At 68.1% G+C, this 23662-nt stretch carries 22 protein-coding genes; 11 read left to right on the top strand and 11 right to left on the bottom strand.

Going from position 1 to position 23662, the window contains the following annotated elements; all coding sequences use genetic code 11:
* Nucleotides 1-248: 248 nt before the first annotated feature.
* Both istA and istB read left to right on the top strand, forming a co-directional pair.
* Nucleotides 249-1475, top strand: a complete 1227-nt coding sequence (gene istA / locus AWW66_RS21640) for an IS21 family transposase (protein WP_067369509.1) — start codon at nt 249-251, stop codon at nt 1473-1475.
* Nucleotides 1475-2263, top strand: coding sequence for an IS21-like element helper ATPase IstB (istB, locus tag AWW66_RS21635; RefSeq protein ID WP_067369506.1), 789 nt, complete (start codon nt 1475-1477; stop codon nt 2261-2263). Before istA ends, istB begins: the two co-directional genes overlap by 1 nt.
* A gap of 367 nt (nt 2264-2630) precedes the next feature.
* Here the strand turns inward: istB and AWW66_RS21630 are convergent, their stop codons facing one another.
* The 6 genes from AWW66_RS21630 to AWW66_RS21605 form a co-directional block, all read right to left on the bottom strand.
* Entirely contained in the window at nt 2631-3857 is a 1227-nt protein-coding gene (locus AWW66_RS21630) for a DUF2786 domain-containing protein (protein WP_067369529.1), read from the bottom strand.
* Between the two features lie 212 nt (nt 3858-4069).
* Nucleotides 4070-4840, bottom strand: a complete 771-nt coding sequence (locus AWW66_RS21625; protein WP_245648411.1) for a hypothetical protein — start codon at nt 4838-4840, stop codon at nt 4070-4072.
* A 273-nt stretch (nt 4841-5113) separates the two neighbouring features.
* Nucleotides 5114-6454 (bottom strand): signal peptidase I, encoded by a 1341-nt coding sequence (locus AWW66_RS21620; RefSeq protein WP_211272050.1) that lies wholly within the window; start codon nt 6452-6454, stop codon nt 5114-5116.
* 361 nt (nt 6455-6815) lie between these two features.
* Nucleotides 6816-7451: a SipW-dependent-type signal peptide-containing protein gene (locus tag AWW66_RS21615; protein WP_211272049.1), complete on the bottom strand. Its 636-nt coding sequence runs from the start codon at nt 7449-7451 to the stop codon at nt 6816-6818.
* Between the two features lie 546 nt (nt 7452-7997).
* Nucleotides 7998-8219: a helix-turn-helix transcriptional regulator gene (locus AWW66_RS21610; RefSeq protein ID WP_067369524.1), complete on the bottom strand. Its 222-nt coding sequence runs from the start codon at nt 8217-8219 to the stop codon at nt 7998-8000.
* Nucleotides 8219-8617: a hypothetical protein gene (locus AWW66_RS21605; RefSeq protein ID WP_067369497.1), complete on the bottom strand. Its 399-nt coding sequence runs from the start codon at nt 8615-8617 to the stop codon at nt 8219-8221. The genes AWW66_RS21610 and AWW66_RS21605 overlap by 1 nt, the downstream gene beginning before the upstream one ends.
* Before the next feature lie 825 nt (nt 8618-9442).
* On the opposite strand from AWW66_RS21605, the gene AWW66_RS35545 reads away from it, so the two are divergent.
* Entirely contained in the window at nt 9443-9901 is a 459-nt protein-coding gene (locus tag AWW66_RS35545; protein ID WP_245648410.1) for a hypothetical protein, read from the top strand.
* Nucleotides 9902-10068: 167 nt separating this feature from the next.
* On the opposite strand, the gene AWW66_RS21600 is transcribed toward AWW66_RS35545, so the two are convergent.
* Nucleotides 10069-10674, bottom strand: coding sequence for a TetR/AcrR family transcriptional regulator (locus AWW66_RS21600; RefSeq protein ID WP_067369494.1), 606 nt, complete (start codon nt 10672-10674; stop codon nt 10069-10071).
* A gap of 87 nt (nt 10675-10761) precedes the next feature.
* Here AWW66_RS21600 and AWW66_RS21595 point away from each other — a divergent pair, with 87 nt between their 5' ends.
* A complete protein-coding gene (locus tag AWW66_RS21595) occupies nt 10762-11820 on the top strand; it encodes an aldo/keto reductase (RefSeq protein ID WP_067369491.1) in 1059 nt (352 codons plus the stop codon).
* Nucleotides 11821-12662: 842 nt separating this feature from the next.
* Here AWW66_RS21595 and AWW66_RS34930 read toward each other — a convergent pair.
* Both AWW66_RS34930 and AWW66_RS21585 read right to left on the bottom strand, forming a co-directional pair.
* The gene (locus AWW66_RS34930; RefSeq protein ID WP_211272048.1) at nt 12663-13244 is read right to left on the bottom strand and encodes a hypothetical protein; all 582 of its coding nucleotides are present in this window, start codon (nt 13242-13244) and stop codon (nt 12663-12665) included.
* 16 nt (nt 13245-13260) lie between these two features.
* Nucleotides 13261-13446, bottom strand: coding sequence for a hypothetical protein (locus AWW66_RS21585; protein WP_083978728.1), 186 nt, complete (start codon nt 13444-13446; stop codon nt 13261-13263).
* 854 nt (nt 13447-14300) lie between these two features.
* Between AWW66_RS21585 and AWW66_RS21580 the strand changes: the two genes are divergently transcribed.
* The 7 genes from AWW66_RS21580 (at nt 14301) to AWW66_RS21550 (ending at nt 21296) form a co-directional block, all read left to right on the top strand.
* On the top strand, nt 14301-14924 hold the full coding sequence (locus AWW66_RS21580) for a dTMP kinase (protein WP_067369487.1): 624 nt from the start codon (nt 14301-14303) through the stop codon (nt 14922-14924).
* Complete coding sequence (locus AWW66_RS21575; protein WP_157527680.1) at nt 14921-16231, top strand: B12-binding domain-containing radical SAM protein; 1311 nt, start codon at nt 14921-14923, stop codon at nt 16229-16231. Before AWW66_RS21580 ends, AWW66_RS21575 begins: the two co-directional genes overlap by 4 nt.
* Nucleotides 16232-16267: 36 nt before the next feature.
* Nucleotides 16268-17497 (top strand): DNA glycosylase AlkZ-like family protein, encoded by a 1230-nt coding sequence (locus tag AWW66_RS21570; RefSeq protein ID WP_083978724.1) that lies wholly within the window; start codon nt 16268-16270, stop codon nt 17495-17497.
* 21 nt (nt 17498-17518) lie between these two features.
* On the top strand, nt 17519-17836 hold the full coding sequence (locus AWW66_RS21565) for a MazG nucleotide pyrophosphohydrolase domain-containing protein (protein WP_067369480.1): 318 nt from the start codon (nt 17519-17521) through the stop codon (nt 17834-17836).
* 363 nt (nt 17837-18199) lie between these two features.
* A complete protein-coding gene (locus tag AWW66_RS21560; protein ID WP_067369478.1) occupies nt 18200-18853 on the top strand; it encodes a hypothetical protein in 654 nt (217 codons plus the stop codon).
* A 97-nt stretch (nt 18854-18950) separates the two neighbouring features.
* Nucleotides 18951-20216, top strand: coding sequence for a DUF6357 family protein (locus tag AWW66_RS21555; RefSeq protein ID WP_067369476.1), 1266 nt, complete (start codon nt 18951-18953; stop codon nt 20214-20216).
* Between the two features lie 102 nt (nt 20217-20318).
* Entirely contained in the window at nt 20319-21296 is a 978-nt protein-coding gene (locus AWW66_RS21550; protein ID WP_157527677.1) for a hypothetical protein, read from the top strand.
* 162 nt (nt 21297-21458) lie between these two features.
* Here the strand turns inward: AWW66_RS21550 and AWW66_RS21545 are convergent, their stop codons facing one another.
* Together AWW66_RS21545 and AWW66_RS21540 are read right to left on the bottom strand one after the other, a co-directional pair.
* Nucleotides 21459-21896 carry an ATP-binding protein gene (locus tag AWW66_RS21545; protein ID WP_067369471.1) on the bottom strand — a complete coding sequence of 146 codons (438 nt, stop codon included), beginning with the start codon at nt 21894-21896 and terminating at the stop codon, nt 21459-21461.
* A 124-nt stretch (nt 21897-22020) separates the two neighbouring features.
* Entirely contained in the window at nt 22021-23169 is a 1149-nt protein-coding gene (locus AWW66_RS21540) for a PP2C family protein-serine/threonine phosphatase (protein ID WP_211272047.1), read from the bottom strand.
* Between the last annotated feature and the right edge of the window lie 493 nt (nt 23170-23662).

The following is a 23662-nucleotide window of genomic DNA, read 5'->3' as shown; positions in this document are numbered from 1 at the left end:
TTACCGAATCGGTGAGCGCCAAGGCTCGGCGACGAGAACCATCGACAATCGGGAAAGGGTTGATCGCTCTGGGTGATGGATGGTGGGGAGAGGTCCCTGTCCCCGGTTCCTGCCTCCTGTCAGAGAGGTGAGCTACCCCCTCGCCATGATGGGAAGTGTCTGGCGCCGTGAGGCCGAGTGTCGGCTCCGCCTGAAAACTGACCACGTGGTTCCGGCTGAATCGGGACCACCTCCTGAAGCATCGGGAGGTGCTGAGCGTGGAGGACTGGGCGGAGATCCGGCGGCTGCGGCGGTCGGAGGGCATGGCGATCCAGGCCATCGCACGGCGGTTGAGGATGTCTCGCAACACCGTGAAGAAGGCCTTGGCCAGTGATGAGCCGCCGCGGTATCAGCGGGCGGCGAAGGGCTCGATCGTGGATGCGGTCGAGCCGCAGATCCGGGCGTTGTTGGCGGAGTTCCCGGACATGCCGACGACGGTGATCATGGAGCGGGTCGGGTGGACTCGGGGCAAGACGGTGTTCTGTGATCGGGTGCAGCAGTTGCGGCCGTTGTTCCGTCGCCCTGACCCGGCTCAGCGGACGGAGTATCTGCCCGGTGAGCTGGCGCAGTGTGATCTGTGGTTCCCGCCGGCGGACGTGGCGTTGGGCTTCGGGCAGGTCGGCCGGCCGCCGGTGCTGGTGATGGTGTCGGGGTATTCGCGGTGGCTGTCGGCGGTGATGATCCCGTCCCGGCAGTCGCCGGACCTGCTGGTCGGGCACTGGACGCTGATCTCCGGCTGGGACCGGACGCCGAAGGCGTTGGTGTGGGACAACGAGTCCGCCGTCGGGCAGTGGCGGGCCGGCAGGCCGCAGTTGACGGAGGCGATGAACGCCTTCCGCGGCACTCTCGGCATCAAGGTGATTCAGTGCCGGCCGGCGGATCCGGAGGCCAAGGGCCTGGTGGAGCGGGCCAACGGCTATCTGGAGACCTCGTTCTTGCCCGGCCGCCGGTTCGTCTCGCCGCAGGACTTCAATGTCCAACTGTCCGAGTGGTTGGTGCGGGCGAACAACCGTCAGCATCGAATGTTGGGCTGTCGACCCGTGGACAGGTGGGACGCCGACCGGGCCGCGATGCTGTCGCTGCCGCCGGTCGCACCGGTGGTTGGCTGGCGACACACCACACGGTTGCCTCGGGATCATTACGTTCGCTTGGACGGCAACGACTACTCGGTGCACCCGGCGGCCGTGGGCCGACGAGTGGACATCGTCGCCGACGCCGACCGGGTCCAGGTGTTCTGCGAGGACCGCCTCGTCGCCCGGCATGACCGATGCTGGGCGAAGCATCAGAGCATCACCGACCCGACCCACCGCCAGGCCGCCGCCGATCTGCGAACAGCGGCCCGGCAGGCACCAGCGCCGGCGGTCACCACGGAGGTGGAGCACCGTCGGCTGGCCGATTACGACCGGATGTTCGGCCTGGATGAGGTGGCCGCCTGATGGCTACCAAGAGCAACCGCAACGTCGCGTCGGAGATCGCGTTCCTCACCCGCGCTCTGAAGGCGCCGTCCCTGGCCGCCGCCGTTGAGAGGCTGGCGGAGCGGGCCCGGGCGGAGTCGTGGACGCATGAGGAGTTCCTCGCTGCCTGCCTGCAACGCGAAGTCGCTGCCCGCGAGGCTCACGGCGGTGAGGGCCGCATCCGGGCAGCGAGGTTCCCGGCCCGCAAGAGCCTGGAAGAGTTCGACTTCGACCACCAACGCTCTTTGAAGCGGGAGACGATCGCCCACCTCGGCACCCTCGACTTCGTGGCGTCGAAGGAGAACGTGGTGTTCCTGGGCCCGCCCGGCACCGGCAAGACCCACCTGTCCATCGGCCTCGGGATCCGAGCCTGCCAGGCCGGACACCGGGTCGCGTTCGCCACCGCCGCCCAGTGGGTGTCCCGCCTCGCTGACGCCCACCACGCCGGACGCCTCCAAGACGAACTGGTCAAGCTCGGCCGGATCCCGCTGCTGATCGTCGACGAGGTCGGCTACATCCCCTTCGAAGCCGAAGCCGCGAACCTGTTCTTTCAGCTCGTCTCCAACCGCTACGAACGAGCCAGCCTGATCGTGACCAGCAACAAGCCCTTCGGCCGGTGGGGCGAAGTGTTCGGCGACGACGTCGTCGCCGCCGCCATGATCGACCGCCTCGTCCACCACGCCGAAGTGATCTCGATGAAGGGCGACAGCTACCGACTCAAAGACCGCGACCTCGGCCGCGTCCCCGCGGCCAGCAAGACCAACGACTAAAGATCAACCAAACCGAGGTGGTCCAGTTTCAGCCGGACCACGGTGGTCCCGTTTGAGGCGGCGTTGACACCGAGAAGTTCTGCTCCTACCTTGCCGACCTGCCGCAGCGTGACGGACCCACCAACTGACAGGTCGACGGAGTATCGGGAGCCTGCATTAACGGCGTTGACCTGTATGTTCGCAGGCCCATTCTCTTGTCCCGGCCCGTCTGACCGACGCCGTCGACGCCGTGTGGCACGCCGCCTGAACATGCCGAGGGCATGCGGTCGGCACGTCCGCGACCCAACGACGCCAGAGCGAGGACCGCGCGGCGCTCGACAAGCGCGATCACGCCCGGCCGGGTTCTGCCGGCTCCACCCTGGCGGGGCTACCGGCCCCGGTGGGTATCGGTCGGCAGGGCGGCGCGGTCAGCGGCCTGGCGGCCGGAGTCCCAGCCCTCGATGCTGTCCACCCGGGTGGCCCGGACGCGGACCGTGTGGGGGAAGACCCGGTGCATGGTCTCGCGGATCTGTTCGTCGCGGGAGGCGAGCACCGGCAGCAGGTCGGCCGGTCCGGTGCCGTCGTTTCCGTTGCCCCGGGCGGCGTGTGCCAACGCGAGCTGTGCCGCGTCGGTCAGTCGTTCGTCGATCCGGACCGCGAAGGCCACCAGGAAGGACTGGCGGAACGCCTTCAGCCGGCCCCGGCCGGCTTTGCCGCCGGGTGGCTCGGCCCGGGCCATCGCCCGGTGTGCCTGTACCAGCAGGGAGGTGTAGAGCAGGTCGACGGCGTCGATGTCGGTGTCGAAACCGAAGACGGTGCTGAACGCCAGCTCCGGTGAGGAGACCGTGTGGCAGCGGTTCGCCCGGGCGACGGCGTCCAGCAGGGCCGCCTTTTCCTTCTCGTGCGGGTGGTCCACGCCCATCCGCCGCGCGTACGGCACCACCGGCGTCGCCTCCCCGGCCCGCGCGGCCAGCAGCGCCTCGTCCAGGCTGTGCCGGGTGACGAGTTCCTGGGCCTTGGCGGTGTACGCCTCCGCCTCGGCCGGGAAGGTCGTCGACTCCGCTTTGGCGAGCAGGGCGCGTACCCGGTCCAGCAGGCGGGCGTCGATGCGGGACGACCCGGCGGCGCCCGACCCGTCGGTCGGCGCGGCGGCGGACCCGGGCGGGGGAACGAGCACCTCGATCGGCGGGAGGGTGGCCAGGATGGCGAGCAGGCCCAACATCAGATCGAGGACGGCCACCCGGTCGAGCCGCCAGCGGGCCGCGAGTTCGTCGAGGTACGTCGCGTCGCCGGTCCACCAGACCTGCGCGCCGAGGGTGTCCGCCTGTGCCCGCCACCGCCCGTCGACCGTGGCCGGGGGAAAGTGTCGCAGGTGCGCGGCGACCGCGTCGGCCACCAGGTCGGCCTGCTGTGGCCGGCCCCGCCGGGCGACCACCCGGTGCAGCTCGGCCGGCTGCCACCCGCCCCGCCACAGCCGCGCGCACGCCTCGTCCTTCGCGGCCACCAGCTCCGGGTCGACCTCGGCCGACGGGGTGACGGTCAGCGCGTCCAGCCCCGCCTCGTAGTCGACCGCCCCGGCGAGAATCGCCCTGATCCGCTCCCGTACCGATGTCACCAGCACAAGGCTACGGAGTCCGGGTCGACCGTTTCCGGCCGGCGGCCCGATACGGACCCAGTGGGATGGCGGTCAGGTGAGCGCCTGGGTGAAGCCGTGGCTGGTCGACCAGGTGGGGCGGTGGGATGTCCCCGGCCAGGGTCAGCTGGTGGTCGACGTCCATGTGCTGTCCGCTACCTCAGTCTCTCCTGTATTGCGATGTGACGTCGAGTTCAGCTGTGCTGAACCCACAGGTTTTCCTCGACGTATACGCCACGGTCCCGTTCCCGGTCGATCAGCACGAGATTGAGTGCGCCGGGGACCACATACTCCCGGGTGACCGGAAACATCATGTCCGCCCAGCTCTCCCATTCAGCGACGGTTCCTTCGATCACCATCGACCTCGGGGCCGGGCGGAGAACGCGGGCTCCCATGCGTTGATGGGTGCGGATCCAGGGATCGATGGAAAGCCCGTCCCGGCGGGTCCATCCGGCGTACTCGGTCATCGACACCATCGGGTACCGGTGCTTCCACGTCGGCCGAAGCGGAGCGACCACATGCGCGAGTCCGTCGCGGTGCGCTCGTCGCGCGAGCTCCTCAAGCACGACACCGGCCATGCCGCGCTTGTCGTGCGATGAGCTCACGGCGACCGCCATGATGCTCAGGGTCGTAGGCTCGACGCCGGCTTCTCGGCCGTCGACCGCACGGACCAACGCGTCGTCGTAGCCGGACGGCAGGTTGTCGACGGTGCCATCCCAGGCCATCGGCACTCCCCATCCACCGGCGACGACGGAACCCTCATCGAGCACCATGACGTCATACCGCGCGAAATGCTCCTTGACCCGGCCCATGTATCTCTTCGGCACGTCGTCGTGGAAAATGAATTCTGGCCAACGCTCGTGAAACACGACCGCCGCCGCCTCGTGCAGTTCGGGCCGGTCGGTGTGGGTCACGATCTCCATGCCGGCGAAAATATAGGCGTCGCCACGTGTGCGCAACGCCATTGTTCGGTCCATCCCATGCGCTCAACTCGGCAGATCCCGTTGATGGCCACCTTTAGGGCGTCCTCGGGATACGTGTGAGGGTGTGCGAGGTGGTGACGGTCAGCAGGCCGAGTGGAACAGCCCCGCGACGGCGACGCCGTTGGCGGCAAGGTCGTTGTAGACCTCGACCGCCTCGGTGGTCTCTGCGACGTGGACGGTGACCCCGCGCTGCTTCAGGAGGTCACCTGGTCCGGGGTTTCTCCCATGGCGGCGGGGTGGGGATCCACGGGTGCCTCACGGCTGCGGCACCCTGATCCGGTGCTTGCGGGTGGCGAGCATGAGCAGGAGGCCGGCGAGGAGCGCACCTGCGCCGGCGAGTACCGGTGTCCGCAGGTCGGGTCCGGTACGCGGTAGCGGGCCGACCTTTCCGCCCGCCGATGCCCGGTCGCCGAGTCCGACCGCCGTGAGGACGAGGTCTGCTGATCCCGAGGTCGTGGTGTTGGTGAGGAGGCTCGCGGTGACGAGTACCCAACGTTGCTGGTCGGCGCGCATCGAGCTGATGGTGATGGGGTGTGCGGCCAGTCTGGTGGCGGGTCCCTCCGGGAGGACTTGCTCCTGCGTGCCGGCGGGGCAGGAACCCTGCACCCATCGCGTGGCGCAGACCGCGACCATGACCTGGAGTCCGTCTGGGTCGACCGCGAGTGGGCCCAGCGCCGACAGGGAGATGGTCACTGTGCCGGGTTGCGTCGCCCGCGCGGAGACGCCGACCTGCCAGGGTACGGGTTCGTCCGGCGCCAAGTTCCTCATGCGGTCCTGGTCGCCAATCGAGATCAGGGTGAGGTTCCTGCTCCGAATGATCTCTTCGGTCGTGTCTGCACGTGCCCGGCCGGGCGTCGCGAGGATGGCGGCGGTGAGTCCCGGCAGCACGGCCACGGCGACGAGCATGCGCCCCACGTTCGAGTCACCGTGCGACGATGCGCTGCTCGACGGGGTACAGGGATCATGACCTGCTTGTGCTGGGGCGGGTTCCGTCACGCCCGGTCCCCGTCGGCGCCACGCGTGGCGCCGACGTGTCTGCGGTGCGGTGGCGCGTGGCCAGAACGCCCAGGTGACGATCGCGGCGATGCCGATCGTGATGACACTCGCCGCGTAGACGTTCGACACGGCGCGCACCGCGTACCCGAGTTGGGGCACCGACCACTCGACGAGCCGGACGTGGGTCACCGCGTGCGGTGCGGGGTCGGGGGACTCGTTCGCGTCCCCGCGCAGGGTGAGCAGGCGCACGGGGCCGCCGCCGTCGGCGATGTCGACGACCCGGTGGGTGATCGGTGGCAGGGGGGTGCGGTCGACGGTGACGACGTCTCCCACGGCGACCTCGGTGGCGGGGATCTCCCGCACCACCGCCAGTGATCCGGCGGGAATGGTCGGGCTCATCGACCCGGTCTTGAACAGGATGAGGGAGATGTCGAAGAAGAACGCCAGCGGGACGAGGACGACACACACCGTTCCGCCGACCGCGAGCAGGGTCAGCGCCAGGTCGGCGAGTCGGGCAAGGATGCCTTGCCGCCGGCGCGCTCGTCCCACCATCTGCAGGATCCTTACGTAGATGTGGCAGTGAGTTCCAGGTGACGGCACCGGTTGTGCCCTGGTACGACTTGCTGGCGCTGGACTGGATCCGTGCCTCGAAGCAGAACCGCAACTGTCCGGATGTCTATTCAGGCGTAGAACGAGGCCGTGGCGGACATCGCCGTCGCGTTGACGGTCAGTGTCGCGGCAGTCCCGCCGGAGTGTGGCTTGCCCAGTTGGTGGAGGCGGTTTGCGATTCGGTGCCGAAGACACTGGCGGCGAACGACCCCGTACCGTACTCGCCGTCGGTCCACGCGGCGAGCGTGGACGTCGTCCCCGCGGCGGGGACGAGGGCGTCGGCGAGTACGGCACGGGTCCGGCGCAGCCGTGGTGATCCGGCTGGTGCCCGACGGTTGACCACGGACACCACCTACACGGACTCCGCCAGGAGCTGCCAGGTTTCCGTGACGGACGTGCCCTGCACCAGAGAGGGCCCCGCCGTGACGACGAAGCACAGGAAGGCCGGGGCTCCGGGCGTCGTGGGTGGGGTGCCCTCAGTGAGGTTGAACGGCGTCGCGCCGGCGACCGAGTCGAGGGGGGTGCCCTGTGCCACGATCCAGGTCGGGGTCGTGGGTGTCGCGTCGCAGTCGGCGAAGGTCGGGACGGTCGCGATGCCGTAGGTGAGGCCGACGAAAGCGGGCGGGGCCGGGGTGGCCGAGGCCACCGTGACGGTCGCGTCGTAGGTGGTGGCTGCGGTCAGTCGGACGGCGAAGGGCGCCGCGACCACGTCGCCGGGGCTGATGTCGTCGAAGCCGGTGCTGAAGGTCAACGCGGCCGCCGAGCCGGCTGTGGGGTGCTCTGCGTAGGTGGTGCCGTCCGTGCTGCCCTCGATGCTGAACGTACCCGCGGTGAAGGTGGCTGTCGCGTACTCCGAGTCGTTCCAGGCGGCGAGGGTGATCGTCGCTCCGAGGCCGAGGGCGAGCCCCCCGGCCAGGATGGCTTTGAGCTTGCGACGCGCTGTTCGGCTGCTCGGTTCACCCGGTGTCATTGTTGTCGGTTGACTCAACGTGGTCCTCCTTGGTGCAACGCGGTGGGCTTTCCTGGCTGGGGACAGTGGCGCGGAGCTGATCTGGCTCCGACGCCGCCGGGTTGGGGCCGCCGCGGAGATGGAGGGGACCGGCGACGCTGTCCTTGCCTGGACAGCGTAAGCCCCATAAGCGGACAAAACACCCAAAGCGTCGATCGTGAGCTGAGGGATGTTTCCCTGTCGAGGCGCGGCAGGCGGGGGTGGCCGCCCGGGTGGTCCCGCCGTGCGGCAGGCGATCACCGAGACAGGTGCCGACGCAACGGTGATGATCAGGCCGGCCGGCAGGCGTCGGCCGCGCTCGCGCCACGTCACTGAACGGACCGCAGGGCCGGCCCGCCTCGTCCGTTGCCCCGACCGGCCGGACCGGTTCTGGAGTGCCGTGCACGAATCACTCAACCGCGAGCAACCACGGCCGCTCATCCCGCCGACATCGCTTGCCACGTCCGCACGAGACTGGACGAGATCTACGAGGTCACCGGTCGCTGAGGCCGCAGGTCGGGAACGAGTGGAAAATAGCTGATAGCCTCATTCAACTCGGATGAGCGCGAGGTCGTCCGGGTCGGGCGTGAAGATGTCCTCGATCGCCACGCCGAATACCGCCGCCAAGCGCATCGCGATCTTCAAAGTCGGCTCGTATCTGCCGTTCTCGAGTGACACCACGGTCTGACGCGACACGTTGATCCGCTTGGCCAACTCAGCCTGGCTCCACCGACGTTCCGCGCGCAGTACCGGCAGCCGGTTGGTCATCACCTCTTCTGACCGCCGACGTGTCCCCAGGAGAACGCGATCACCCACACCAGGCCGGCTGCCGCAGACGGAACCGCGGCGGTCATCCGCGGCAGCCCGGCAAAGGCTTCCAGGAGCGAGTACGCGAACCCGGCCACCACGACCACCAGTACCGCCACCATCGACGCTCGCGCCGCGTCCTGACGCTCCACGCCCTCGGTGTCCCCGCGCAGCAACGCGTTCACCGTGGTTCCCACGAGCAGTGTCAGCCCGGCGATCGCCGTGACTGCCAGCGACCAGCCCGCCCACTGCGGCAATGCGTTGAGCGCATACAAGACGCCGGCCAGCACGGCGCCGGCGAAGAACATCACCGTCCCGGCTGTCACCGCGACCGCCTCACGTACCCCTAACGTCTTCATGCACGCCAACGTACAGCCTGCTTGACATTAAGACAAGCTAGCTTGTCGCCGCGGAGGCCGCGAGTGCCTTGCCCCGAGCGCTTGCGACGGGTGCTCGACCTCCGGCCCACACATCAGCAGCGGGAGGAATCGAGGAGCCCTTGCTGTGCAAGGGTGATCTTCATGCATGGCCCTCGCTGTTCAGGAACTGTCCAACGGCATCGGCATATCCCGTAGGGATATGACCCGTGCCGGGCAGCAACGTGACACTCGCATCCGGAACACATTCGCGGACTCGACGTGCGGTCGCACCGGAGTCAAGCATTCGGTCCTTCTCTCCGGCAATCACGAGCACCGGGACGTCGAGTGCACGTAGCTGATCGTCGGTAAAGAGTTGCCGAGGGCGCGCCCCGTGTGGGAGGTGTCGTGCCACCCCGTCCGGGCCGCTGTGAACGGCCAGCCCGACTACGACAGGGGCACGGCGCGGGAGGCAGAGAATCTCCGCGCGACTCCCGTGGAGAGAGCTGCGAACCTGAACGGGTCGGCGAAGTCGCGGCTGCTGGCCACGGTCACGTACAGGTGGAGCAGCCGTTGGCCCCAGGCCACCGACATGGCCGGATTCCGCAGCCACGCGTTCGGTTGCGGATGTTGGGGTGTACGCACGAGAGGGGCCGCCGAGTACCCGAAGAGAACAGCGTCGTCGGCTTCGGCGGCCACCCGCTCGGCGCACTGTGGAGTCCGGCCCTGACCACCGTATCCGCAGCGAACGGGAACGATGCCGGGACCACCACCCGCGTAGACGTCGATAACGCGAACATTTGTGGTCAAAGCACTAGGCTGCCGGCCATGCAGCTGTTTCCCGGCACCATCCTGCCCGAATCCGCGCTCGGCACGGCGATCTCACGTCGGGTGACGAGAGCTGTTCCTGGTGGCTTCCGGAGCTGCCGAGTCGAGGGCGTTGCGGCGAAAAGCCAGGAGCAGGCGACGATGGGCGAGCGCCCGAAGGTACGGATGGAGCATCGTCCGAGCCGGCCGGTATGCGGCCACGCTCTCGGCCGGCCGGGCTCCTGCTGGTACGGTCGCCAGGTGATCGTCGAGGAGCATTGGTGGAACGGGGAGGCGTCGACACGCGGACGTCGCGACATCTACATCCGTACCGATGGTCGGCGCTGGGAGGTGCAGGCGCAGATCGGTGGTGCGCGCGGCCGTTCAGAGGTGCTGGAGTGCTTCAGCCGTAGCTCGGCGAGCATCCTCGCGAGGGCTTGGCGCGGGGGCAACCCGGCCTGGCGCGAGCTGCCTCACTGAGCGTAGTACCGTCGGGTGTCAGGCTGGTGGCAGGCACAAGGTCCCTCGACCGAGGGGCCTTGACCGGCGGGAGCGGGAATTCAACCGTTTGAACCGGTTGGGCGTCGTCTCGCAGACGCCGGCGCCTGCCTCGGCGCTCCACGCGTCGCCGGCCGAGGGTGACCATGTCAGTGTGGGGATGAGCCGGACCGTAGTCCCTCGACGAGGAGCGCGACCATGCGCCGGCCGTAGTCGGGTTCCTCGTTCGGCATGGGCGCACACAGTTTCGCGACGGCGTACAGCAGGTCCTGGGCACTGATCTGGGCCTGGACCTCGCGGCTGGCTGTCGCGGCTTCGAGCAAGGACTCGAGGGCCGGTCCTAGCTTCTGCATGAGATATCCGGGCAGGCCGTCGTAGGCCGGATCGCCGGAGTGCAGGGCCGCGGCGAATCCGCGTTTGGTCGCGACGAACGCGGTGAACCGGTCGAGCCACTTCGCGAGGGCGACCCCCGGCTCGTGCGCGGCGGCCAGCGCCGGGGCCGCGTCGGCGCAGGCGTCGATCTCGCGCTCGATGACGGCCTTGATCAGGTCCGAGCGCTGCGGAAAGTGCCGGTAGAGCGTGCCGACGCCGACGCCGGCCAGGTCGGTGATCTCTTTGGCGGGGGCGTCGACGCCGGCGGTGCTGAAGACCGTCTTCGCTGCTTCGAGCAGGGACTCGATGTTGCGGCGTGCGTCGGTGCGCATCCGGCGCGGGGCGCGTTCGCGAACACTGGAATCTGGTGTGTTGTCGGACACGGCTGCCTCCCTTGCTGTTCCGGAAAAGCTTTCCGTATAGTTCCGGAAAGGGTTTCCGTATAACCACGATACCGCAGGGAGACGCTCATGCAGTACCGCACCCTGGGCCGGACAGGGATCAAGGTCAGCCCGTACGCGCTCGGCACCCTGATGTTCGCCACGGTGATCGGGAGCCCCGATCCTGACGACTCGATCAAGGTCATTCACAAGGCGCTGGACGCGGGGATCAACTTTGTCGACACCGCCGATGCCTACGGCGACTCGGAGGAGATCGTGGGCAGGGCCCTCAAGGGGCGCCGGGACAACGTCATCCTCGCGACCAAGGTGGGTCTTCCCAGGCTGAACGCGCTGCCCCGGACGCCGGCCACGGCCGCGGCTACCGACCCCAACCAGCGAGGCGCCTCCCGCCGCTGGATCATGACCGCGGTCGAGGGCTCGCTGCGCCGCCTGCAGACCGACCACATCGACCTCTACCAGATCCAGCGCCCGGACCCCGGCACCGACATCGAGGAGACGCTCTCCGCGCTCTCCGACCTGATCCGCAGTGGCAAGGTCCGGGCGATCGGGTCATCCACGATGCCCGCATCCGACATCATCGAGGCCCAGTGGGTCGCCGAGCGGCGCGGGCTGGAACGTTTCCACACCGAGCAGCCGCCCTACTCGATCCTCAACCGCAGCATCGAGAGCGAGGTGCTGCCGGCCGCGCAGCGCTACGGGATGGGCACGCTGGTGTGGGGCCCGCTCGGGCAGGGAATGCTCACCGGCCGGGTCCGCAAGGGCGAGCAGAACGACCTGCGCCGTGCCCGCTTCTCCAGGCACCTCACCGACGAGCGCCGGATCGACGTCGTCGAACAACTCATCCCGCTCGCCGACGAGGCGGGCATGCCGTTGACCCACCTCGCCATGGCATTCGCCATCGCACACCCCGGCGTGACCAGCGCAATCCTGGGCCCGCGCACGATGGAGCACCTCGACAACCTGCTCGCGGGCGTCGACGTCACGCTCACCGACGAGATCCTCGACCGGATCGACGAGATCGTCGCGCCCGGCACCGATGTCACCCGGCTCGACCAGGCCTATCTGCCCTCGGCCCTGCTGAACCCGAACCTGCGACGCCGGCCGGTCAGCGAGCGTGGCGCCGCCTGATCATCAAGATCAATTACTGAAGGACAACGTCAGGTGTGTACGGATCTAGCCGCCATCCGGGCGTCGACCGACTGTGCGCCGACAACTGAGCGTAGGCGTTGACACGGAGACTGTCGGGCCGATGGTCAGCGGCCCGCTGTTGCGCGGGGCATGCGGATCGTGTACGTCAGCGCGTACCTGACTCTCTAGCAGAACCCGTACGCCGACAGTAGGCACCGTAGTCCTGGACCAGGGAGCGGGCTTGTTCCGCGCGGGCGTGTACGCCCTCGATGCGGTTACGACGTTGCCGCGACGTAGGGCGACGCCCCGACGACCTGCCCGTGGTGTAGTGCCGGCAGCCCGATGTAGCCGCATTCGCGGCGGTCGGGCGATCGCGCCGCTCTCGCCGGGCCCGCGACCAGACGCGACCGGCACACCGACGACCGCCGACCACGGCCGCCGGCCGGCTGATTGGCCGGCGACGCCAGTCGTCGTGTCCCACGGAAAGGGCCGCACTCTCTCTTGTTCATGGCCCGGCACACGACACCCAGATTTGGATCATCGAACGTCACGGCCGTCACCGGCGCTCATGGCGCAATTTCACCTGCGAAGTGCCCTCCCGAGCCGGAAGATGGAAGCGTCCCAACTCCTATCCTTTCAGCTCAGAGGGCACCCTCTATCTCCGGGCTTCCGTAGAGCCGACCCTCATCGGTGGATCGAGGCTGAGCGCCTTGTTCGATCTGTGCCGCGCCACCATCAGCATGATCGACGTCTGGCTCCGGCGACTCGAACGGCACCCATGAAACGGCCGTACGAGGCGTTGGGTCGATGGACTGCCGGCCTGTCGGTGGCCGTCTGGCCGGTCAGTAATACGTCGGCTGCGGCTCTTCCGGATCCGCACGCACGACGTCGAGGCTCCTGTCGGCGACGAGGCGGTCGACAACCCCACGGTCGGCTCCGATGCCGGCCCAATGAGGGTCGACGTCGCTGGCGAAACACCAAGCATGATCCGCCGGCCAGACGAATGCCGGCGCTGAGTGGACCTCGGAGTCGAACAGGTCGCTCCACCCCCTCAAGTCGCCGAGGGTGCCGGTGAACAGGACGTATTGCCGGTGCCGAAGGTCCACCATGGGTCCGCCAGTCAAAGCAGGATTCCGGAATGTCGCGCCGCCCTCCCACCCGCACACATAGCAGTCACGCGTGGAGGAACTGTAGTCAGCGAGGGCCTCCAGCGCTGTTCGGGTCATGTCGATCTCGGTGGTTCGGCGAGATGGCAGCCGTACGTCCGACTCGCGCATATCCGGACGGACCGGATCGGGCAGGTATCGAAGACGTGCGTACGAGGGGAACGAGGCCGGCCCGAATGTGATCATCCGCGTCGGGTCGACATTGGTCGCATAAAGCCACGCCGCAGCAGAGAGATCGTCAGTGGGCTGCAGTGTCATCGTCGGAATGATATTCCTAGTTCACCAAGCAGTAGAAGTCGGCCTGCCTGTAGGGATTGTTGCCGTCGTCGACCTCGCCGATGACGTCGACGTCCTCGTGATGGCGCCAGGAGATGAGCTGGCTGGTCGAGTGACAGGCGTGCCGGTTGTTGACCTGTTCCCAGTCCCGCCGCCGGCCGTCACCGTCACCGTGCTCGAACACGTCTTCGGACGCCAGGTGTTGTCGGTGTACCGCTCGGACAAGCAGTTGTAAACGTTAGCCGTGTTGTTGGTGCACGTACTTTTGACGTAGATTTTATGACCCGAGACATCAGGCGCCGTGTAGTGTGGATTGTCAGCCGTTGCCCGGTTTGCAGCCAATGAGCAGGACACTGCCTGTACTCGGTCGGCGTCCCCCCGGTATTGACAGGACGTTGCCCTTCTCGTCGAGGTGCGTACCTCCCGCCCCGGCGGGCGCCAGCCCTGGTTGAGCCGCGGCCGGCGACGAATCCGATGCCGGCGGAGAGGCTACTGCGCTCGCTCCGGTCGACAGCAAGGCGACGGCCAGGGCGATAGCGAAGCTCGCTGCCCGCATGCTTTTTATAGATCCCCCTCGACGGGTTTACGTGCAGTGAACGTTTGTGCGCGGTGCATCACCGACTGTCTATGGCACCCATCGTCCGTCCCGGTGCACCCGATCCAACCCCAACGCCTTAACCCAAAACCCTGGTCAAGCCGGTCTTGTCGGCCAGGCCAGTGAGCGGAACGGGTGCCGGCATGGCCGACCACCCCCGAGCCCCACTGCTGACAACAACCTCGACCCGACAGCTCCGCCCGCATGATCATCCTCGCCATGATCGACAACCTCGGCAAACGCCTCACCGCCGAAATCACTCCAATCTGGCGAGACTCCCCGAAAGCCATAATAGACGCAAAATGCGTGGATCAGATTTCCTCTCAGTCTGCCCCGTTGTGGCCCACGCATCGAGCGTGGCCTTTCGCGAAGTGTCAGTTGGTAGACACCGCGGAGTCATGAGATGCCTTTTCAATTCGTGTTTGCGGGGTGACCCTTGGTTGATGAGCGTTCGATCGGGGTTCCTCGTCGCCATCGAGGGCCAGAGTGGGGTCGGCAAGAGCACCGCCGCTCGGCTCGTGTACGAAGAGCTGCAGCGACTCGGCCGGCAGGTCCTGCTCACCCGAACTCCCTCGCCGTCCAAGATCGGCACTTTCGCCCGAGCGGAAACGTTCGGGTTACGCGGGTTGGAACTGGCCCTGCTGGTGGCGGCTGATCGTTACCACCACGAACGCACTGTCATCCGTCCTGCTGTCGCCGATGGCGCCATCGTCGTATGTGACCGGTACCTGGCGTCGGCGCTGGTGTTGGATCCGTTCGACGGTGTGGCGCCGGGTCTGGTGCGCACGATCTACCAGCGCCTACCACCAGCCGGTCTGACGATCATCCTGCGCGGCGATCCAGAGATGTGTGCCGCGCGGATCGCGGCCCGCGGATTTCACAGCCGCTTTCACAGCGCCGACCCGCAGGTCAATGAGCGCGAACGCGCCGCGTACGGGGGGGTCGTCGAGGAACTACGTCGGGGCGGTTGCTCTGCCGTCGTGCACGAGGTGGGCAGTGCTGCGGCAACGACGGTGGCCGCGACGGCGGTAGCCCACATCCTGGAGTACGAGGAGTGTGGGCCGTGAAGGTCTGCCTGCTCTATCCTGAGGTGTACGACATGGCGCGTTTCCGGGAGCGGCGCAAGGAGTTCCCGCCGTTCGGCGTGCTGTACCTGGCCGCTGTCCTGCAGGAGGCGGGACACCGGGTACGAATCGTCAAGATCACAGCGCAGGACTACGCTCCGGACCTGTCCGACTGTGATGCGGTCGGGTTCTCACTCGCCTCGTCCGCGACGTACGGGATGATGCTGGCAGCCCGCCGCCATGCGCGTATTCGAAACGACGCGCTGGTCATGGTTGGCGGCGTTCACTGCAATTTCTATCCGGAGATGAGCCTCACCGACTTCGGTGCCGACGTTGCTGCCATCGGCGAGTCGGAGGAGAGCATCCTGGAGATACTCTCCCACGCCGCCGACAGGTGCTTCGACGGAGTGGCGGGCGTGCTGTGGCGCGATGGCGACCATCTGCGCCGCGAGCCCGTCCGGCCCCTGCTGCGTGACATCGACCAGCTGCCACTGCCAGCGCGGGCCCTGCTGCCGACAGATGATCTGATTCTCACCGATCGGTTGGCTGGCACCGCCCTGCGGATGGCGCACGTCATGTTCAGCCGGGGATGCCCTTTCCCGTGCTCGTTCTGTGCCGCGGGACAGACCCGAATCCAGTACCGCAGCGGTGCCAGCGCCCGGCGCGAGCTGACCCACCTGATGGAGACCTACGGGATTCAGGGCTTCTCGATCGTCGATGACAACTTCATCGTCAACAAGCGCAAGGTGGCCGACATCTGCAACTCCATCGCCGACCTGGGCCTGCGCTGGTCCGCGCTGTCCCGGGTCGACACCGTCGACGCGCCACTGCTGACCACGATGGCCGCTGCCGGATGCATCGAGATCAAATACGGCATGGAATCCGGCAGCGAGACCCTCCTCAAGGCGATGCGAAAAAACACCACCCGGGAGCAGATCCGCCGAGCAGTCCGGGCCACTGTCGAGGCGGGCATCGCGGCCAAGGTCTTCGTCATCCACGGTTATCCCGGTGAGAACCTGGCCACCACCCAGGAGACAGTGTCCTTGTTGGCGGAGTTGCGTCCGGCGTTGTCGCGAGTGTCGCTGTTCCGCTTCGTGCCGCTGCCAGGCACCCAGGTGTACGACCAGGCCGCCTCATTCGGCGTACGCGGCACTCACCTGCAACCCGACTGGGACGGCGAGTGGGCGAAGTTCCACATTCACCACAACGATCACCATTGGTGGGGCAGCACTGCGCAGTGGGAGGAGACGCAGCGATCGTACGAACTGCTGCGAGGCTTCATCGAGCAGCACTGGGGCCGGCAAGCCTAGCGGCCGGGCAGGCCGGGCATATGTTAGCTTTCCCGGGTGCCCGAGGCACCACCACACGTCGCTGCCGTTCATCGCCTCGACTCGCAGAACGCGAATCGACTCTGGCAGTGGCTGCTCGTCCGCCAAGGCGTGGGATCCACGGTCGGTCACGTCAGCGTGCCGGACATCGCTGACGCCGCCCTGGGCCTGCATGCTGCCCGACTGGCATCCCCGTTCGCCACACTGCTGGCCCGTGCTGCTACGCCTGAAGTTGCCCTGCATCTGTGGCACCCGGCCACGCACGAAGCTGTCACCACGGTCAGGTGCATGCGCAAGACCTTGCACACCCTGCCGCTTGGGCTGGCGGCGGCTGCCCACGCCGCCACCCTGCACTACCGAGAACGCGACGCGCGGCGGCAGATCTTCAACGCCGGCCTGTCCGTTCGACTCATCGAGCGCACCACCACGGCGATACGGGCGCTGCTCACCGACCAGGATCACCTGCCGCACCGAAGCATCGAAGAGCGTCTGGCCAGCGGCTCGACCACTGTCGCCGCCATCCGTCTGGCTCTCAAACTCGCCTGGGAGCAGGGTCTGCTCACGTATCGCAACCGCAGCCCCGGTTGGAATCGTGAGCGTCGCACCTTTGCGCTTACCGCCACCACCCACCCTCACCTCGATATGAACCTCGACCGCACGGTGGCCACCGACCGCCTCGTCGCCGCCTACTTCGATCGCTACGGCCCAGCCTCGCTGCGCGATGTCACCTGGTGGTCCGGGCTGTCGCGCGCAGGCATCCTCGCCGCTCTCGACCGGATCGGACAACCACTCGTCGCGGTGCACACCCCGTGGTCCCCAGCACCGCTGTACATGTTCCATCGTCGCCTCATGGAGTTCGACCAGGCCAGCGTCGCCCATCGGCCAGCGGCGGAGCCGGTTCTGCTCGCCCATGAGGATGTCGCTCTCAAGGCCTACGCAGAGACACGTACCCGGTACCTCGGCAATCTCGACCAGCGACTCGCCTTCAATCAGATTGGCGAGGCACTACCCACGATCGTCCTTGCCGGCCGGGTCGCCGGCACCTGGGGTTGGGACACGCGTACCCGTGCGGTGACCTACACCCTTTTCCGGGGTCACGTGGCTGCAGCGGATCGCCCGGGTGTCCGCCGCGCCGCCCAACGCGTCACCGCAGCACTGCGCCAGCGCTACGACGACGGCACCCGGACGACACACCATCCGCCTGCGCACCAGCAACCCGCACGGCTGGTAGCGTCGCCGACGCCCTGACCGTCCTCCTGAGGCTGGCCGATGCATCCGCTATCCCGTCCCGCCACGCTGCCCGACATTCAGCGTTATGTCGACGACATGGAGAAGCAGCGCGGTTTCACCGACCGCACCGTGATGGATCAATGCCTCATGCTCGGAGAAGAGGTCGGCGAGCTGTTCAAGGCAGTCCGCAAGCGTCAACAGCTTCCCATCGGCACGACCTCCGTCGTAGGCACCGTCGACGAGGAGCTGGCTGACGTTCTGATCTTCCTCTGTGCCGTCGCCAACCGGTACGGCATCGACCTCAACGATGCCCTGCTCCGCAAGGAGCAGCACAACGAGCAACGTCTGTGGAGATAGGGGTGTCGAGCCGGACCCTGATGATGCTCTCCTGATTCTGCCTCCTGCGCACGCTGCGGGAGAGCAGCGGGCGAGGGCGCGCCCCGCGCGCTGACATCCGCGGTCTCCCGTCGTAGCTCCGAGGCCTGGGCGTCGTCCGGACCGGCCCGAGGCCGCGTCGAGCGCACACGTGGGGTGTCGGTGGCGCTGGTCGCTGGTTGCGGTGCGCGAGTCCGCTTCGGGGCCGGTCCGGTTCAGGGCTTGTGGGCGGCTGGTCGCTCGCGCCGGGCCAGCGCGCACAGCGCGCCGGTGACCAGGGCCGCGGGCACGTCCGCAATGATCCACTAAGCTGGTGGAGCTGTCACACGTGAACGAAGGACGCGCATGGCCCGCCTCTACAAGCCTGGACCGAAGCAGTTCGTCTTCACCGTCGGTGATGGCAACGATCAACAGGTCTCGGTGGGTGACCCGCAGGAGGCCTACCTGGCGTTCTCGGCGTTCTTCCGGGATCGAGAGTCTGACACGTACACCATCAGGGATGAGCCGGCGGGGCAGAGTCTGGTGCTCATGCCTCGTCTGGGGGTGATCTCCCGGATCAAGGACGCCGACCAACCCCGGTCGGAACACCTCCGGGTCGACAGGCCCAACCGCTACCTGCCGAGCGCGATGCTGTTCTTCGAGAACGGATATGCCGGCCTCGACCGCTTCGGCCAGTGGCTCTGCGATCTCTCCGACCTCGACGCGTCACCGGAGACCCGTGGCGCCGCCCGTGCCGCCACGATCACGACGGAGGCAGCGGCGATCGAAGAGGTCGCCCGGATCTGGGCGGACTCCGGCATCGTGGACCCGAGCGACCAGTACTACGTCTTCTTCGACTCGCATGATGTCGACGATGACCGGGCCGAACGAGCCGAACTGCTCCAGTTGATCGAATTCCTCGGTCTCGAACGGGTCGACGCTCCGGCCGAGGCCGCCGGGGGCGAAGTCTGGGTGCGCAGCGACCCGCGCCTCGCCGCCGAATGCGCACGGTGGTCGTGACCAGACGGTGCAGGGTGGGCCGCACCATCGCCGTACCCTCGCCGTGGACCCGGAAACGACCACGCCCAGCCGGTGCCGTGGCGGGAGAGCCTGAACTATGAGAGACATCGTCTTCACGCGGAGCGGCAGCGGCTGGATTCCGAAGGTGATCCGCGAGGACGGCGCGCCGAAGCTGATGCTCGCCGCCGGGGCCGACGCCAACCACGAGCCTCGCACGTTCACGTTCCCGATCGGGGAAGCCCATCTCGCGGTGATCCGGGAGGACCTGGCCAGACACCTCCTGCTGTGGAGTGCGGTCCTTCCGCTGTGCGACGCCGCCGGAACCCGGGGCCGGCTCGACGAGAACGCGGCGGTCGCGCTCCTGGACCCGGTCCTGCTCTCCTCGCCTGCGGACGTCGACGCGCTCTTTCGGCACATCCGGTGGGACAGGAGCAGGCTGGTCGCCCATGGTGCCGACATCGACCTCCTGGAGCGCGGTCAGGTCTGCGAGGCGATGGGCGCGGCGACGGCGGGGGCGAACGAGGAACGCGCTCAGGAGTATCACGCGAACCGCCGTCGCGCCGAGCGCGGAGCGGTCCTCGGGCCGCTCGACGCCGAGATTCTGAGGTACACGGGCCAGTACCTGCATGGCGCGACGATTCCGAGGCGGCTGCCCGATGCCGTCGACCCCGCGCTGCTGCCCCAGGTCATGCGGGTGATCGCCACCGCGGAGCAGGCCTGCGCCGGGATGCGGATCGGCCTCGATCCACGGCGGGGAAACCGGGCCACGGACAAACGCGACTGGGATCGGATGGCGGCGACGGTCGAGGCGGCCGTGCGCCGCGCACACCCCGAACTCGTCGACGACGCGGTGCGTACGGTGGGCTTTCTGATGTGCTCGGAGGCTGCGGACCGCGCCAGGAGCACACCGGTGGAAGACGACGAGGAGGCTGCCGACGACCACGCCGACCTCGGTGCGAGTGCGAGAAAGACGGCCCTGACGTTCACCGATGACAAGGGCGGCGAGAAGAAGTGGCTACGGGACGGTCCCCGCACCGCCTCCGCCGAGTTCTGGGAGTTCGTCGCCGACCGCTCTGCCGCGGACAACGAAGTGTTCACCATCGAGGACGAGGAGATGGGTGAGGGGATCCAGCTGCACTTCTACGCGGACTCTGCCGCCCGGATCACGACGGTGCGACACGGGGAAGCCGGGTCGGATCCGCAATACCAGGTCGAGTACAGCCTGGTCGACGGGATCGGCGGGTACCGGAACCTGGTGAGCGCCTTCGTCCGCGGCGGCTGCGCCGCCCTCGACCAGCACGGCCCCTGGATGTCGGACGTCGCCGAGTTCGAGCGCGCGCGGCGTCGGCGCGACGCCCGGTAGTCCAGAGGGAACCCACTCGGCACCCGTCCGGCTCGAATCGGCGTGTAGGGAAGGCGACTCGACGGTGGGCAGCGGGTGGGCGGCCGGTTAGCGTCCCCTGCCATGGATTCCTATCGCCTGCCTGGGCACGCACTGACCGGATCGAGCACCGGTACCGGGGAGGTGCCCGATGTCCTGATCGTCGGTGACTCGCTGTTCCGGCACTTCCGGCTGGGGTCCGGCGGATCGTTCCCGATCGCCTTCCGCAGCGACACGCGCCCCTCTGCCGGCATCTACGCGACCGGTTTCCAGCGTAAGCGGTTCGTGGTCGACTGGCTCGACACCGAGTACACCGACGGAACGACCACGAAGAAGCGCCTCGACGACGCGCGCGCTCACATCGCCGCAAGCATCACCGGGGCGATGAAGGGCAGGTCGGCGACGGAGGTCGGCGCCGAGATCGGCCGGGTCACCGACGAGTTGGAGCGGCGGTCGGTGGCGCTGCGGGTCGGCAACGTCGACCTCGACGTGGAGACGGCGGTCTGCGCCACCCTCGACCTTCCGATCGCCAGCCTGTTCCCGTTCGACCCGAAGGCCCTGGCCGTCTCCTTCGCCAAGCCCACCAGCATCTACGTGGTCCGGATGCAGCACTGGCTGGAAACCTACAAGGTGCAGCGCTACTGCGCCCCGCACCTGGCGTACTCCCGGGAGGTGGCGTCGCTGGGCATCCCGGCGACCGACGTGCTGGGCCGCCTGACGGTCGAGCGGGAGTACGTGTCGGCGACCAACTCGGTGCGGGTGCGGGTCACCGCCGCCGAGGTCAACACCGCCACCGACGGCGAGGCGATCGTCAGGGCGGTCGCCGCCGCGCACGCTACCCCGGTAACGGTCGCGATCCCGGCCCAGAAGGACACGAGCAGCGCGGTCGACGTGGACGAGAAGGTCGGGCACATCCAGACGGCGTTGACCCAGCTGACCGGCAACGCCGACAAGACCAGGTTCATCCGCGACAGCAACGAGATCACCGGGGGTTCGACGCCGAAGGAACTGCCCGACTACAAGCCGACCGAGAAGGCCCGGGGGCGCGGCTTCTCCCAGTAGCGTCGTGCCACCGTGAGGGTGGTGAGACGACAGCCGGCGGTGCGGACAGCCACCGTCGGCTGTCGGTCACGAGGGTCCTCGGCCACCAGGGGCCACCGGTCAGGCCGGGCGCGTGCGTCGGTGGGGCGTGCTCGTCACGACCAGAGCGCACCACCGATGGTGTCAGCCGCGGGGGCGGTCGCCGGCCCTTCCGGGGCGGGGCGCGGTGGGGAGGTCAACGGTGATCGAGGCGGTGAAGCCGTCGGTGTCGTGTCGGAGGTGGAGCTGGGCCAGTTGGTCGGCGATCCAGAGCCCGCGACCGCGGGTGGCGTCGGGGTGGGCCGGGGTGATCTCCGGCAGCGAGGCGGGCTTGCCCTGGTCGGTGATGTGGCAGGTCAGCGTGGTGCTGTCGTGTGACAGGTCAAGTTCGCCGTGTCCGCCGCCGTGTTGAACGGCGTTGATGATCAGCTCGTTGACCGCGATGAGGAAGTCGTGCAGATCGTCGCCGGTGAGGCCGGCGGCGAGGGCGAGGGCACGGACGCGGTGTCGCAGGGTGCTGACATCCGCTGCCGTGAAGCCCGTGGACAGCAGCGAGGTGACGGGGTGGTGTCGTCGTGTCACGAGATGCCCCCTCCCGGGTCGAAACCGCGTCTGTCTCTCAGTCCTGTTTCCCGCCATGGCAGGGATAAGCAGCCGTGATGGGCTGGATTTCGGGTGAAGTGCGACGTTTTAAGGGGTGAAGTCATCAGGGGCGGTTTTCTGCCGGCGGCGCTGACCAGGTCAGGTAGAGCAGGGCGGTGTCGTCGCTGTGGCGGCCGTTGTCACCGCGCTGGACCTCGGCGAGCAGAGCGTTGAGGTAGTCGGCAGGGTCGGTGACCGTGGTCAGGCGGGAGGCCAGCTCGACGAAGCGTTGTTCGCCCAGACGGGTGCCGTCGTCGCCGTAGCCTTCGTAGACGCCGTCGGTGTACAGCAGCAGACCCGCGCCGGTCGGCAACTCGACGCGGGACTCCTGCCAGCGGCCGAGTCCAGGAAACATCCCCAGCCCGAGGTGGTGGCGGACGGGCGCGGAGTAGGCGCCGTTGGGGGTGATCACCAGCGGTGGGGGGTGGCCGGCGCTGGCGACGATCGCGTGCGACCGGTCCGGGGCGATGCGCACCGTGCAGGCGGTGGCGAACATCGCGTCGTGTGGCCTCTCCGCGACCAGCACCTGTTCGAGCAGTCGCATCCGGTGCGCCTTGCTCAGGCCGGCCAGGGTCAGGGTTCGCCATCCGACGCGGAGGCCGACGCCGATCGCGGCCTCGTCCGGACCGTTGCCGCACACGTCACCGATGACCGCGTGGAGGGTGCCGTCCTCCTCCTGCACCACGTCGAAGAAGTCCCCGCCGAGCAGCGAGCGCTGCTGCCCCGGCACGTACCGACTGATCACGGTGAGCGAAGGATCCGTGGTCAGGGGCTTCGGCAGGAGTCCCCGCTGCAGGCGATCGTTCTCCCGCGCCTGCAGTCGGCTCTCCCGCAGTTGACGCTCGGCGGTGTGGGCGCGTTGGCGCTGGATCGCGAACTCGACCGTCCGACCGATGACCGCCCCGTCGACCTGCCCCTTGACCAGGTAGTCCTGGGCGCCTGCGGCGACAGCCGCCGTACCCGTGGCCGCGTCGTCCAGCCCGGTCAGCACCACCACCGCGGCCTCCGGCCACCGGTCGAGCGCCCGGCGCAGCGCCTCCAGACCCTGGCTGTCCGGCAGGTCCAGGTCCAACAGAACGCAGTCGGGCGTGGCGGGCAGCGCCGATGCCTCGACCAGGCTGCTGGCCTGCACGAAACGGGTCGCCACCGCACTGTCGGCGAGATGCTCCTGGGCGAGCAGCGCGTCACCAAGGTCATCCTCGATGAGCAACACCAGAGGGGCACTCGGTGGGGGCATCGGTCCCGGCCTCGACGAGGACGGGACGCCTGCCGTGGGCTGCACCGTACGGTCACCGACCAACGGCCCGTGCCTCCTTCCTCCCGGCAGTGTGCGCCGTACCCGGCTCCGGACGCGTTCGACGTGTGACCGACGCAGCGCGCAACGCTAGCGCACCCGATTATCTCCGAGCCCCCAGGGCCAGCCGCAAGCACGATGCCCGGAAGCGCCTTCGTCGTGTTTGTCCGCAACGCGTCCGTCGGTGAGCTGCACGGCAAGCCGCGGACGACGGTTGCCCGCCCGGGCGGAGGCGGCGTCAGGGTGAGCACCCGGCTGTACGGCCCGGCCGTGGTCACCGACCTGACAGGACAGCCCGTCGAGGTGACGGCACCGCAGCCTTCCCTGCTGTCTCCCCTGGTCGGCGCCGCCGGGACTAGGGCGTGTGTCGAAGTCGGTGGTGGCGCCTGAAATGGTGTGACCGTTCGGCGTG

It is taken from the genome of Micromonospora rosaria (genome assembly GCF_001567585.1).
GTDB classification, from domain to species: Bacteria; Actinomycetota; Actinomycetes; order Mycobacteriales; family Micromonosporaceae; genus Micromonospora; species Micromonospora rosaria.
This window is presented reverse-complemented; position numbering and strand designations above follow the sequence as displayed.

What these genes read in the sequence shown, in the direction of transcription:
- istB (WP_067369506.1), top strand. Translation starts at nt 1,475, where the DNA reads ATGGCTACCAAGAGCAACCGCAACGTCGCGTCGGAGATCGCGTTCCTC.
- AWW66_RS21625 (WP_245648411.1), bottom strand. Translation starts at nt 4,840, where the DNA reads ATGGCGTTGCGCACACGTGGCGACGCCTATATTTTCGCCGGCATGGAG.
- AWW66_RS21610 (WP_067369524.1), bottom strand. Translation starts at nt 8,219, where the DNA reads ATGACCAACCGGCTGCCGGTACTGCGCGCGGAACGTCGGTGGAGCCAG.
- AWW66_RS21605 (WP_067369497.1), bottom strand. Translation starts at nt 8,617, where the DNA reads ATGAAGACGTTAGGGGTACGTGAGGCGGTCGCGGTGACAGCCGGGACG.
- AWW66_RS35545 (WP_245648410.1), top strand. Translation starts at nt 9,443, where the DNA reads ATGCAGCTGTTTCCCGGCACCATCCTGCCCGAATCCGCGCTCGGCACG.
- AWW66_RS21595 (WP_067369491.1), top strand. Translation starts at nt 10,762, where the DNA reads ATGCAGTACCGCACCCTGGGCCGGACAGGGATCAAGGTCAGCCCGTAC.
- AWW66_RS34930 (WP_211272048.1), bottom strand. Translation starts at nt 13,244, where the DNA reads ATGACACTGCAGCCCACTGACGATCTCTCTGCTGCGGCGTGGCTTTAT.
- AWW66_RS21580 (WP_067369487.1), top strand. Translation starts at nt 14,301, where the DNA reads ATGAGCGTTCGATCGGGGTTCCTCGTCGCCATCGAGGGCCAGAGTGGG.
- AWW66_RS21565 (WP_067369480.1), top strand. Translation starts at nt 17,519, where the DNA reads ATGCATCCGCTATCCCGTCCCGCCACGCTGCCCGACATTCAGCGTTAT.
- AWW66_RS21560 (WP_067369478.1), top strand. Translation starts at nt 18,200, where the DNA reads ATGGCCCGCCTCTACAAGCCTGGACCGAAGCAGTTCGTCTTCACCGTC.
- AWW66_RS21555 (WP_067369476.1), top strand. Translation starts at nt 18,951, where the DNA reads ATGAGAGACATCGTCTTCACGCGGAGCGGCAGCGGCTGGATTCCGAAG.
- AWW66_RS21550 (WP_157527677.1), top strand. Translation starts at nt 20,319, where the DNA reads ATGGATTCCTATCGCCTGCCTGGGCACGCACTGACCGGATCGAGCACC.